The organism is Frankia canadensis (assembly GCF_900197875.1).
In the GTDB taxonomy this organism is placed as follows: Bacteria; Actinomycetota; Actinomycetes; order Frankiales; family Frankiaceae; genus Frankia; species Frankia canadensis.
Genome location: NZ_FZMO01000114.1, coordinates 1 through 12,009, shown reverse-complemented (window position 1 = coordinate 12,009; position 12,009 = coordinate 1). Strand labels below are relative to the sequence as shown.

Here is a 12,009-nt window from a genome sequence, read left to right as displayed (position 1 = left end):
CGCCTCCCCCGCCGCCACCGCCGACAGCCACTGACGGCCTGCCGCGCGCTCACCGCGCCCCCTTTGGCCGCTCCGGCACCATGGGCCGCGCGTTGAGGTTGTGATCTTCATGGTCACCTTCGCGGGGACGTGTCCATCCCGCCCGGAGCGATCTTCCCCTCGGCTCGGTGGCCTCGCCCACAGTCACCGAGACCGGGGCTGGGGCTGGGGCCGGAGTCGAGGCCCGACCGTGATCAGCGTCGGCGTCGGCCGCTTTCCTGTAAGCCTCATATCGGGCGCACTTCTCCTGGGTGGGAAGTGCGTGCGGGGGGCAGTGGCACCGTGTCGCGAATGCGCGGTTTCCTGTCCGATAGATCCGGGAGAACGTGACACGGTCTCCGCGACATTGCCAGATCGCTGCCATGGCCCATCGCGACAACCTCCGCGAAGATCACGGCACCGGGTGCGGCCGCGACCGCGTTCCTTGACGCGTCGATTCATTTTTGTCCCCGTTATCCTGGCCGGCATCCACTCCGCCCGGCTGCATCCGGTCAAAATCTGGTCTGTGACCGGGATATGTCGTCGTACCTGCCGACACCAGGTCATCAGGGAGGGAGCGATTCAGGGATCTCCCCGACGCGGCCGGAGCCGGCTGGTCCGCAGACTTTCGGGTGTCAGGAACGGAAACCCGATCGGGGAGGGACACCCATATGTCCGGAAGCTGGGACGCCACCGTCAAGGCGGTGCGCTCCGTCCACCAGAACACCGACAGCGTCATCGACGTGATCCCCCTGGGGACCGCCTTTCAGGTCATCGCGGACGTTGTGGTCGGTGACGCGATCACGGCATTCGGTGGGTCCCGTTACCGCCTCGCGGTGACGGTCCGCAACCAGAGCCAGCTCACGATCCTGCACACCCACGTCGAGCCCGAGAAGGACGTGCCGCCGTCGAAGGTCAGGTTCGAGAAGCCGGTCCGGGTGGACATCCCCGGTGGTTGGGCTGCGGCCGAGGACGACGTGCTCGACGTGATCGTTTCCTTCTCGCTGAAGTCGGGCCTTTTCACCGACACCACCGCCGCCGTCGGTCAGAGTTTCATCGTTTCGAAGGACGAGTAGCAGGCTCGGGCGGCCTGCGCTCGCCGCTCGCCTGATCCGGCTTCGTCCGGCAATGCCAGCACGGCCCCATGGGGAGATCCCCAATGGGGCCGTGCGCGCGTGCATCGGGACTTCTGTTCGAGCGGGCGGATCCGCCGGACGGAGGGAGGCCTCTCACGCCCCGAGAAGTCGGTGGAGGGCGCGGTGGGTCTTGGTGTGATGTGCGTCCTCGGCGGGCAGGCCGAGGGTGAGCAGCGCCGTCTCGAAGGCGATCTGGGCGATCTCCGCGCCCTGTGGCTCCACCCGGATGGACAGCTCCAGCAGCGAGCACTCGTCCGCCTCCGCGCGTCGCCGACCGCCCGGTCGCACCCAGCCCACCCAACCGCGGGAGGAGGGTGGGGCAGGCAGTACCCACCGCTCGGCCCGCACCGGGTATCCCGCCACCGGGCGCGGCGACTGCCAGCGGACCGCCTCGATCGGGCCGAGGACACGCAGCCGGTCGAGGTCCACCCGACGATCCGCGCACTCCCGCAGGAAGCGGGCCTGCGACGGGGTGAAGAGCCGACCCGGCGCAACGCTCCCGGCGAGGACGCCGTCCAGGCCACGCGCCGCGCATCCCGCGGTCAGCGACGCGGCCAGCACCTTGCGCTCGCCGGCCCAGTCCGCCTCGACCCGGAACACCTCGTCGCCCTCGGCGCGGACACGCAGCCATTCCGGTGTCAGGCGCGACCGGCGCGCTGGCCGCAGTTTGACCGTGGAATGGGCCTGCTCTGTTTCCCGATCGCCGCTTTCGCGCAGGCGCAGGATGATTCCGTCGTCCAGTGGTGCGGTACCGCCATGTTCCACGGCGCGGGCCGGGTCCACACAGAAGAACACCTGCTGCCGTGCGCCGGCCGCGGAGTGCAGACGCAGCGCGCGGCAGGCACCCGGGATGTGAGGCCCGGACAGGTTCACCTTGATCTGGACCTGGTCCAGACGGGGGTGAGCGTTCATCGGGCGGCTCCCGACCTCGTCGGTCCGTCCCGGTGGGGCGGGCCATCCGCGGGTAACAAAACTGCCGGAACAGTGCCGGCGGGGAACGATCGACCGGGGCGGGCCGAATCATGTCGGACACGGGACACGCGGCCGGCCGGTTGGTGATATCCCCAGGTCAGCACCTGATCTGGCGGCCGCCATCTGAGGATTCCCCGAACATCGACGGTCATCACCGGTCGCGGTCCGGCAAAAATGCATTTCCGATCCGGCCGCGCACGGCAGGATGATGTTCACGGCAACGTTGTCGCGGGGAGGCACGACTGTTGTGAACAATGCGGGGGTCGTCGCCGACGCGGATGTCGGCGCACACGTGCTGGTGGGCAGGGACCGGGAGATCCGGCTTGTCGACGGTCTGCTCGCGGCGGCGGCCAGGCGTTGTTGTGCCCTGGTCCTGCGCGGTGAGCCGGGTATCGGGCGCAGCGCGTTGCTGCGGCACGCCGAGCGGGCGGCCACGGCCCGGGTGCTGTGGCTCAGCGGCGTCGAGGCGGAGGCAGACCTTCCGTTCGCCACTCTGGCCGACCTGGTGCTTCCGCTGCGGGACCATCTGGTGGATCTCCCCGATGCGCAGCGCACCGCACTGGAGATCTGCCTCGCGCTCGGGGAGGGATCGCTCGCCAGTCCCTACGCGGCGTGCGCGGGCACGCTGAACCTGCTCGCGGCGGCCGGCGAGCGGCAGCCGCTGGTCCTGCTCGTCGACGACCTGCAGTGGATTGACGAACCGTCGCGCCAGGTGCTGCTGTTCGTCGCCCGTCGACTGGCCGTCGAACGGGTCGCGATGGTGCTGACGGTCCGTTCGGAGGCGGCCTGGATCTGCGAGGGTTCGGAGCTGCCGACCGTCGATGTCGTCGGGCTGCCGCCCGAGGCGTGTGGCGCGCTGCTCGCCGCCCGGGGGATCTCGGTCGCGCCCAGTGTCCTCGCGGATCTGGTCCCGCGCGTGGGCGGCAACCCGTCGGCGCTGCTGGAGGCGGTCGGATCACTGCGCTCGAGCCAGCTTGGCGGCAGTGAACCGGTGGACGACCTGCCCCCGCCGGGACGGCGGCTGCGGCGGGCCTGGTCGGAGCGGATCGACGAGCTGCCCGAAGCGACCCGGGCGGCGCTGGTCGTGCTCGCCGCCGGCAGCGAGGTTCCGGTCGACACGCTTGCCCGCGCGCTCGCGGCCGTCCGCGGGTCGCTCGCTGATCTGGACGCCGCCCACCAGGCCGGGCTGGTCAGCGTCGCTGAACCTGGTCCTGGCGCGCCCGGTGAGGCGCCCCTGGTCAGCCGGGACGCGCGTGGCGGCCCGCGGTCGGCGCGCCGTGTGTGCCTCGCGCATCCGCTGCTGCGCGCGGTCGTGCTGGACGGCGCGTCACCCGCGGCGCGTCTGCGGGCCTACGAGGCGCTGGCCGAGGCCTGCGAGGGTGAGGCCGCGGTCTGGTACGCGGCGGCCGCGGTCAGCGGGCCCGACGACGGTGTCGCCGCCGCCCTCGCCGACGCCGCCACGGCAAGCCGCGCGCGGGCTGGCTACGGTGCGTCCGCGCGCGCCTGGCATCGCGCCGCCGAGCTGACCGGCGACCGCGACCTTCGGGGCGAACGGTTCCTGCGGGCGGCCGGCGACGCGCAGCTGGCCGGCCTGGCCCGGGAGGCTTCGGCGTGGGCGGACCAGGCGGCCCGGCTGGTCTCGGATCCGGTCCGGCGCTCGGATGTCGAGTTTCTCCGGGGACGGATACTGACCTGGTCCGGTCACCTGACTCGGGCGCGGGAGCGGCTGCTGGCGGCGGCGGAGTCGGTGCGTGCCCTGGACGCGGACCGAGCGGCCGCCCTGCTCACCGAGTCCGTCCTGCCCGCGCTGATGGACGGGCGTGCCGACCTGGCCCTGGGGTTGTCCCGGCCCGGCCCGGATGCTGGTCCGGACCAGGGGCTCAGGCCGGTCGCGGGGCTGATCCAGCGGGGACGGGCGCTTGTCCTGTCCGGTCAGACCGACGAGGCGGCGGCCTGCCTGCATGCGGTCGGCGACCAGCTCGCCGCGGCGGATCCGGTGCTGGATCAGCAGGTTCTCGCCCTGGCCGGTCACACCCTGCTCGATCTGGAACAGGACGCCAACGCGATCCGGCTGCTCACCGAGGTCGTGGACACGGCCCGGCGCGCCGAGGCGCCGGCGATGCTGCCCTATGCCCTGGCGACCCGGGGCGAGCTGGAGAGCTGGCGCGGACTGTGGGCCGCCGGGTACGCCGACGGGGTCGACGCGCTGCGCTGGGCGGAGGATCTCGGGCAGCCTCCGGCGCTCGGCCACAGCCTGGCGATGCTCGCCCGGATCGACGCGGCCCGCGGCGACCGCGCGCTGTGCGAGCAGCGCGTCGCCCGGCTGCGCGCCGAAGTGGGACCGTACGGCATCGGCATGCTCGACCTGCACGCCGACAGCGTCCTGGGACTCGCCGCCGTCACCTACGGGGAATACGACGTGGCGGCGCTCGCGCTCGCCGACGCCTGGGAGCGGGCCGGCAGGCTCGGCGTCGGGCATCCGAACGCGATCCCCTTCACGGGGGACCTCGCCGAGGCGCACATCCGGACCGGCGAGCTGGACCAGGCCGAGCGGGTCGTGGCCTGGCTGGAGGAGCGGGCCCGCGCGACGGGGCTCGCCTGGCCCGCCGCCGTCGCCGCCCGCTGCCGGGGGCTGATGGCCGACGGGCTGCCGGCCGCCGAGGCGGCGTTCGCCGCGGCCGAGCGGGCGCACGACCGCCGGCAGATGCCGTTCGAGCGCGCCCGCACCCGCCTGTGCCACGGGGAGATGCTGCGCCGGCTGCGGCGTCCCGCCGCCGCCCGCCCGGTGCTGCGCGAGGCTCGGGTCGCTTTCGAGTCGCTGGGCGCGCATCCCTGGGTGCGGCGCGCGAACGCCGAGCTCGCCGCCGCCGGAGACCGAGCCGAGCGGTCCGCGACGGGACCGGCGCGGACCGCCCGGCTCGACCGGTTGACCCCCGCCGAGCTGCAGGTCGCCCGGGCGATCTGCGATGGCATGAACAACGCCGAGGCGGCCGCCGCCCTGTTCGTCTCGCGCAAGACGGTCGAGAGCCATCTCACCCGGGTGTACCGCAAGCTCGGGATCCGTTCCCGCAGCGAACTCGTCCGCGTCCTCGTCGCCGCCGGGATGGCGGATCCGTTGCCGGGAGGCTGACCTCGCTCGCTGGTTTGGTCGCCGCGGACAGGCAAATTCTGGGTTGGACCGTCAGCGTCCGATCCGGTGACCGGCGTAAACAGTGCTCCGGCGGGTGGGAAGACGTCGGCCGGGTAGGGTGCGCAGCCGCATCCTCGGCCGCCGCGCGTCTCGCCGAGCGGGGCCGCGTCTGACCGCGATGGCCCGGGGCCGCCGCCGGGCAGCGCCCGTTCTCACCGCCCCGCGGTGTGGGGTCGGATCAGTCGCGGTCGGCCGCGGGGTGCTCGGCGAGCAACGCGGCGAGCGGACCGAACAGCGCCTGCGGGGCGGCGATCGTGAGCTCCTCGCTGGCCGGGCCGCCGCGCAGGTCGCCGACGCGCAGGCCGGCCTCGGCGGCGATCAGGCCGCCCGCCGCGTGATCCCAGGGCTTGAGGCCGCGCTCGTAATAGGCGTCCACGATGCCGCCGGCGGCCGCGCACAGGTCCAGTGACGCCGCTCCCATCCGGCGGATGTCGCGCACCCGAGGGACCACTCGGGTGAGCACCGCCGCCTGGGCGGTGCGCCGGGACACGGTGTAGCCGAAGCCGGTGGCTACGAGCGCGCCCCCGAGCGTCGTCACCTCCGAACCGCTCAGCGCCACCCCGTCCCGGAACGCGCCACCGCCGCGGGTCGCCGTGTAGGTCGTGCCGAGCGCCGGGGCGTGCACGACGCCCGCGACGACCTCCCCGGCTACCTCGGCCGCGATCGAGACCGCCCAGTTCGGCAGGCGATACAGGAAGTTCACGGTGCCGTCGAGCGGGTCGACGATCCAGCGCACACCGGTCGACCCGGCCGAGTCGGAGCCCTCCTCGCCAAGCAGGCCGTCGCCCGGGCGCAGCTCGTCGAGCTGGCGGGCGACCAGTGCCTCCGAGGCCCGGTCGAGGGCGGTGACGACATCGGTGGGCGACGACTTGGTCGTCTCCGCGGCGACCACGCCCTCGCGGCCGCGGGCGAGCAGCTCGCCGGCCTCACGGGCGATCGTCAACGCGATGTCGAGCAGGACGTCCGGATCGGGCAGATCGCTCATCGGGCGGCGCTCCAGGGCTCAGGCATGACAGACGGCTCGGACGCGGCGCCGCCGGTCGACTGCGACGGCGGCTGCCGGCGAGAGGGTTCCCCTCGGCCCAATCCTGCCAAGCGGCCGTTCCGGGCGAAGGCCTCCCACCGTGAGAGCCGTCACCCTTCCCCACCCTCGACGGCGTCCCGTTCGCGTGGCTCTGGCGGGACGCGGCGTCGTGAGCACGATCGGTGCGCCCGTAGGATCGTCCTGTGGTTGCGACAGACGGCACGGAACGATCGACGCGCACGGCTCCCGCGAACGCCGGGGTCCCCGCGAAGCCCAGCCTGGACGGGATCGAGGCACGCTGGTCGGCGGTATGGCAGGACGAGGGCACCTACGCCTTCGACCGCACGGCCGAGCGCGGGCAGGTCTACTCGATCGACACCCCGCCGCCCACGGTAAGCGGCTCGCTGCACGTCGGCCACGTCTTCTCGTACACCCACACCGACGTGATCGCCCGCTACCAGCGGATGCGCGGCCGTGAGGTCTTCTACCCGATGGGGTTCGACGACAACGGGCTGCCCACCGAGCGCCGGGTGCAGAACTACTTCGGCGTGCGCTGCGACCCGTCGCTGCCCTACGACCCGGACTTCACCCCGCCGGCGAAGCCCGGCAAGGAGCAGCTGCCGATCTCCCGGCGCAACTTCGTCGACCTCTGCGAGCAGCTGACGTTGGAGGACGAGAAGGGCTTCGAGGAGCTCTGGCGCCGCCTGGGCCTGTCCGTCGACTGGTCGCGCACCTACGCGACGATCGACACCGGTGCGCGCGCGGTCGCCCAGCGGGCGTTCCTGCGTAACCTCGCCCGCGGCGAGGCCTACCTCGCCGAGGCGCCGACGCTGTGGGACGTCACCTTCCGCACCGCCGTCGCGCAGGCCGAGCTGGAGGACCGCGAGCGCCCCGGCGCCTATCACACGCTGGCCTTCCCGCGGCCGGACGCCGCCGCCGAGCCGGTGATCATCGAGACGACCCGGCCGGAGCTGCTGCCCGCCTGCGTGGCCCTCGTCGCCCACCCGGACGACCCGCGCTACCAGGCGCTGTTCGGGCAGACGGTGCGCACGCCGCTGTTCGACGTCGAGGTTCCGGTCGTCGCCCACCGCCTCGCCGACCCCGAGAAGGGATCCGGCATCGCGATGATCTGTACGTTCGGCGACCTCACCGACGTCATCTGGTGGCGGGAGCTGCAACTGCCCGCGCGCGCCGTCGTCGGGCGCGACGGCCGGCTCGTCACCGAGGCGCCGGCGGCGATCACCTCGGAGTCGGGGCACGGCCACTACGCCGAGCTCGCCGGTAAGACGGTGCACTCCGCCCGGGTGCGCATCGTCGAGCTGCTCACCGAGTCCGGCGCGCTGCGCGGCGAGCCGCGGCCGATCAGCCATCCGGTCAAGTTCTACGAGAAGGGCGACCGGCCGCTGGAGATCGTCACGACCCGCCAGTGGTACATCCGCAACGGCGGCCGGGACGAGTCGCTGCGCGCCGACCTGCGTGCCCGCGGCGGGGAGCTGCGCTGGCATCCCGAGTACATGCGGGTCCGCTACGAGAACTGGGTCGACGGGCTCAACGGCGACTGGCTGATCAGCCGGCAGCGGTTCTTCGGCGTCCCCTTCCCCGTCTGGTATCCGCTCGACGCGGAGGGCACGCCGCGCCACGACGAGCCGATCGTCCCGGACGAGGCGTCCCTGCCGATCGACCCGTCCAGCGACGTCCCGCCCGGGTACACGGCCGAACAGCGCGGCATGCCCGGCGGATTCGCCGCAGACCCGGACGTGATGGACACCTGGGCGACGTCGTCGCTCACCCCGCTGATCGCGTCGGGCTGGGAGAGCGACCCGGACCTGTTCGCCCGGGTGTTCCCGATGGATCTGCGCCCCCAGGCGCACGAGATCATCCGGACCTGGCTGTTCTCCACGGTGGTCCGTACCCACGCCGAGTTCGGCGTGCTGCCCTGGTCGAACGCGGCGATCTCCGGCTGGATCCTCGACCCGGACCGCAAGAAGATGTCCAAGTCCAAGGGCAACGTGGTCACGCCGATGGCCATCCTGGAGGAGCTCGGCTCCGACGCGGTCCGCTACTGGGCCGCCTCCGGGCGCCCCGGCACCGACACCGCCTACGACGTCGGCCAGATGAAGACCGGTCGCCGCCTCGCCATCAAGATCCTCAATGCCAGCCGCTTCGCCCTCGGCCTCACCACCGACGCCGCGAGCGGTGGCGCCACGAGCGCCGGCGAGGGTCCCGCCGCCCAGGCCGCCGGCATCCCGCCCGCCACGCCCGCGGACGCCGCCGCGCCCGCACCGCGCGCGGCCCGATCGATGACCGCGCCGGTCAGCGAGCCGCTGGACCGGGCGCTGCTCGCCGCGCTCGCCGAGGTCGTCGACGCCGCCACCACGGCGCTGGACGGTTACGACTACGCCCGGGCGCTGGAGCTCACCGAGTCGTTCTTCTGGCGGTTCTGCGACGACTACGTCGAGCTGGTCAAGGGCCGGGCCTACGGCTCGTTCGGCCCCGCCGGGGCGGACTCGGCGCGGGCGACGCTGACGGTGGCGCTCTCGGCGCTGCTGCGGCTGTTCGCCCCGGTGCTGCCGTTCGTCACCGAGGAGGTCTGGTCCTGGTGGCAGGACGGCTCCGTGCACCGGGCGACCTGGCCGGACGCGGCGGAGATCCGCAAGCTCGCCGACGGCGGCCGGCCCGAGCTGCTCGACGCCGTCGGCGCCGCGCTGTCCGGGGTGCGCCGGGCCAAGTCCGCGGCCAAGGTGTCGATGAAGGCCGAGGTCGCCCAGGCCCGCATCGCCGGTGACGCCGACACCGTCGCCCTCGTCGACGCCGCCGCCGCCGACCTGCGCAGCGCCGGCGGCATCCAGGAGCTCACCCTCGACCCCACCGCCACCGGCGACCTCACCGTCGACGTCACCCTCGCCTGACCGGCCCGCGGCTGGAATGTCACACGGAGGCCACCCGGCTCGTCTCCGGTAAGGATGCCGTCCAGCGCGTCCTACCGGAGGAGCGATGATGCCGACCGATGACCCCAGCCGCCAGTCCGACCCGGCCGAGGGGGCGGTGTCGTTGGCCGAGGCGTTCGAGGCGGAGCGGGGGCATCTGCGGGCGGTGGCCTACCGGCTGCTCGGGTCGGTCGCCGATGCCGAGGACGTCGTGCAGGAGTCGTGGCTGCGGCTGCGGCGGGTCGATCCGGAGCAGATCCACGATCTGCGGGCCTGGCTGACCGTGGTGGTCGGGCGGCTGTGCCTGGACCAGCTGCGCTCCGCGCGGGGCCGCCGGGAGGGATACGTCGGGCCGTGGCTGCCCGAGCCGCTCGTCCCGGGGCTCGCCGGCGACGGGGGCGCGGCGGGCGGTGGTGTGGCTGCTGGTGCCGGGGGCAGTGTGGATGTCGGCGCGCCGATCGCGGACGCGGCGCTTGTCGCCGGGGTGGCCGTGCCGGTAGGCGGTGCGTCCGGCGGCGGGGAGCTGCCGGCCGATCCGGCGGACCGGGTGACGCTGGCCGAGTCGGTCAGCCTCGCGATGATGGTCGTGCTGGAGGCGCTGAGCCCGGCCGAGCGAACCGCGTTCATCCTGCACGACGTGTTCGGCTACGAGTTCGGGGAGATCGCCGAGGCGACCGGGCGCACCCCGGCCGCGGCCCGCCAGCTCGCCAGCCGGGCCCGCCGGCACGTCCGCGACCGGGCCGTCCGCTTCGATCCGGACCCGGCGGAGCACCGGCGGGTCGCGGACGCCTTCTTCGCCGCCGCGGCCGGGGACGATCTCGACGGTCTGCTCGCGGTGCTCGACCCGGAGGCGGTCCTGCGCTCCGACGGCGGCGGCCTGGTCAAGGCGGCGCGGCGGCCGATCGCCGGCGCGGACAAGGTGGCGCGCTTCGTCCTCGGCATCGTGGACAAGGGGTTGCGGCAGGCGGAGCTGCCGACGAGGTTCGAGCTCGTCGAGGTCAACGGCGAGCCCGGCTTCGCCGCCTTCGAGGGGGATGCGCTGCGCTACGTCGGCGCCCTACACATCGTCGACGGCCGCATCGTCGAGATCAACATGGTCGGGAACCCCCACAAACTGCGCCACCTCGCCTGATCGACACCGGCCGATCCGACCCCGTCCACTGAGCCGCGCATCGCGCGGAACGCGACCGTCCACCAGACGTTCCGCGGAATGCGTCGTGCATCGCTGATCAGGGATTGCGTGCCGCGGAACGCGCGGTGCGTGGCCGGGGAGGGTCAGTCGAGGCGGCGCAGCTCCTTGCGGTAGCGCTCGCCGTTGGCGACGTAGGCGGCGGCGGTCGCCGCGTAGTCGGCGGGGGCACCGCCGGGCAGCACCTTCGCCGGCAGCCCCAGCGCGCGCCCGCCCGCCGGCACCTCGGTGCCACCCACGACGACGGCCCCGGCGCCGACCAGGCCGCCCCGCCCGATCCGGGCCCGGTGCAGCACGATCGAGCCGGAGCCGATCAGCGCGCCGTCCTCGACGACGCAGCCCTCCAGATGGGCGAGGTGGCCCACCGTGCAGTCGTCGCCGATCACGGTGCCCAGGTGCTCGGTCGCGTGGATCACCGTGCCGTCCTGGATGGACGTGCGGGCGCCGATGACGATCGAGCCGTAGTCCCCGCGCAGCACCGCCCGCGGCCACACCGTCGTCCCGGGGCCGATCGTCACCGTGCCGATCACGGTGGCGTCCGGATGGACGAAGGCCGTCGGGTCGATGTCGGGGACGGCGTCCCCCAGGGCGTACACGGCCATCCCGGTCTCCCAGCGATCGTGGTCAGTTCGTCCCATCGTGCCTGCTGACAACCCCGGCGGTCGACGAAAAGGACGCCGCACCCTGTAGAACGAGTCTGGGTGGGATTCGGTGGTCCTGCTGGGCCCGGGACCGGTTAGGCCGCTCCGCATAAGCCGCGTATCGGGCGCGCTTCCCGCAGGTGTGTGCGGGGGACAGCGGCACCGTGTCGCGAATTCGCGGTTCCCCATCCGTTTTGCCCGAGATTATGCGACACGGATTACCCGCGAACCGTCGCGGCAACACCCGCGAAGGTCGCAACCCGAGACGCGACCTAATCGGCGGTCTCGAGTTCCGGGCGCAGCATGCCGGGCGGCGGGGAGCCTGTCGCCCGCGCCCAGGTGCGCGCCGCGGCCCGTTCGGCGGCTAGCCGGCCGAGTCCGATCGCGAGCCCGGAGATCGCCGCCCACGCGATCGCCTCCGCGAGGGCGGTGTCCGGGTCGGCCGGGTTCACCGGCGGGTCGGACTTGCGGATCTTGCGGTACGCCACCGTGACCCCCTTGCTGGCGGCCGTCCCCGCCAGCGCGGTCGCCGCGCCGCCGATGACCTTCCAGCCCAGCTTCGATGCCGCTTTCGCCACCCCACACCTCTCGTTCTCCGGTGCGGACCGCGCCGGCCCGCCCGTCTGCTGCTTACCCCGGCACGGCCGGTTACTTCCAGCTCCACCAGGCCGATCGCGTCGGCCTCCCTATCCGATCACGCGACGGTCACGGGGCGCGGCGCAGGGGATCGATTCGGGTCATCGGTGACCCGGACGGGCCACCGGCGGCGTCGCCGGCACCGGGCGCGGGGTGGCCCGACCGGGATGGCCTATGGTGCAACTCGCGGATCGTGGGACATGCCGCCGGCACGGGCGGCGATCCGGTCGGCACCGTGACCGGCCGGCGCCGCCCGCCCCGCCCCCGTCCCGTCCG

Annotated in this window: 8 protein-coding genes; 4 read left to right on the top strand and 4 right to left on the bottom strand. The window is 73.4% G+C overall.

Annotated elements, in window-relative coordinates:
• The first annotated feature begins 689 nt into the window (after window positions 1-689).
• On the top strand, window positions 690-1,094 hold the full coding sequence (locus C1A33_RS12050; RefSeq protein ID WP_101831607.1) for a hypothetical protein: 405 nt from the start codon (window positions 690-692) through the stop codon (window positions 1,092-1,094).
• 153 nt (window positions 1,095-1,247) lie between these two features.
• On the opposite strand, the gene C1A33_RS12045 is transcribed toward C1A33_RS12050, so the two are convergent.
• Complete coding sequence (locus C1A33_RS12045; protein ID WP_101831606.1) at window positions 1,248-2,066, bottom strand: hypothetical protein; 819 nt, start codon at window positions 2,064-2,066, stop codon at window positions 1,248-1,250.
• 307 nt (window positions 2,067-2,373) lie between these two features.
• Here C1A33_RS12045 and C1A33_RS12040 point away from each other — a divergent pair, with 307 nt between their 5' ends.
• Window positions 2,374-5,256 carry a helix-turn-helix transcriptional regulator gene (locus tag C1A33_RS12040; protein ID WP_207770275.1) on the top strand — a complete coding sequence of 961 codons (2,883 nt, stop codon included), beginning with the start codon at window positions 2,374-2,376 and terminating at the stop codon, window positions 5,254-5,256.
• 238 nt (window positions 5,257-5,494) lie between these two features.
• Here the strand turns inward: C1A33_RS12040 and C1A33_RS12035 are convergent, their stop codons facing one another.
• A complete protein-coding gene (locus C1A33_RS12035; RefSeq protein WP_101831604.1) occupies window positions 5,495-6,301 on the bottom strand; it encodes an inositol monophosphatase family protein in 807 nt (268 codons plus the stop codon).
• A 242-nt stretch (window positions 6,302-6,543) separates the two neighbouring features.
• Between C1A33_RS12035 and valS the strand changes: the two genes are divergently transcribed.
• The gene (valS, locus tag C1A33_RS12030; RefSeq protein ID WP_101831603.1) at window positions 6,544-9,249 is read left to right on the top strand and encodes a valine--tRNA ligase; all 2,706 of its coding nucleotides are present in this window, start codon (window positions 6,544-6,546) and stop codon (window positions 9,247-9,249) included.
• 88 nt (window positions 9,250-9,337) lie between these two features.
• Window positions 9,338-10,399, top strand: a complete 1,062-nt coding sequence (locus tag C1A33_RS12025; protein ID WP_279354617.1) for a sigma-70 family RNA polymerase sigma factor — start codon at window positions 9,338-9,340, stop codon at window positions 10,397-10,399.
• A 143-nt stretch (window positions 10,400-10,542) separates the two neighbouring features.
• On the opposite strand, the gene C1A33_RS12020 is transcribed toward C1A33_RS12025, so the two are convergent.
• Both C1A33_RS12020 and C1A33_RS12015 read right to left on the bottom strand, forming a co-directional pair.
• Window positions 10,543-11,058: a gamma carbonic anhydrase family protein gene (locus tag C1A33_RS12020; RefSeq protein WP_101831601.1), complete on the bottom strand. Its 516-nt coding sequence runs from the start codon at window positions 11,056-11,058 to the stop codon at window positions 10,543-10,545.
• 311 nt (window positions 11,059-11,369) lie between these two features.
• Entirely contained in the window at window positions 11,370-11,675 is a 306-nt protein-coding gene (locus C1A33_RS12015; RefSeq protein WP_101831600.1) for a DUF4235 domain-containing protein, read from the bottom strand.
• Window positions 11,676-12,009 lie beyond the last annotated feature (334 nt).

What these genes read in the sequence shown, in the direction of transcription:
- C1A33_RS12050 (WP_101831607.1), top strand. Translation starts at nt 690, where the DNA reads ATGTCCGGAAGCTGGGACGCCACCGTCAAGGCGGTGCGCTCCGTCCAC.
- C1A33_RS12025 (WP_279354617.1), top strand. Translation starts at nt 9,338, where the DNA reads ATGCCGACCGATGACCCCAGCCGCCAGTCCGACCCGGCCGAGGGGGCG.
- C1A33_RS12035 (WP_101831604.1), bottom strand. Translation starts at nt 6,301, where the DNA reads ATGAGCGATCTGCCCGATCCGGACGTCCTGCTCGACATCGCGTTGACG.
- C1A33_RS12045 (WP_101831606.1), bottom strand. Translation starts at nt 2,066, where the DNA reads ATGAACGCTCACCCCCGTCTGGACCAGGTCCAGATCAAGGTGAACCTG.
- C1A33_RS12020 (WP_101831601.1), bottom strand. Translation starts at nt 11,058, where the DNA reads ATGGCCGTGTACGCCCTGGGGGACGCCGTCCCCGACATCGACCCGACG.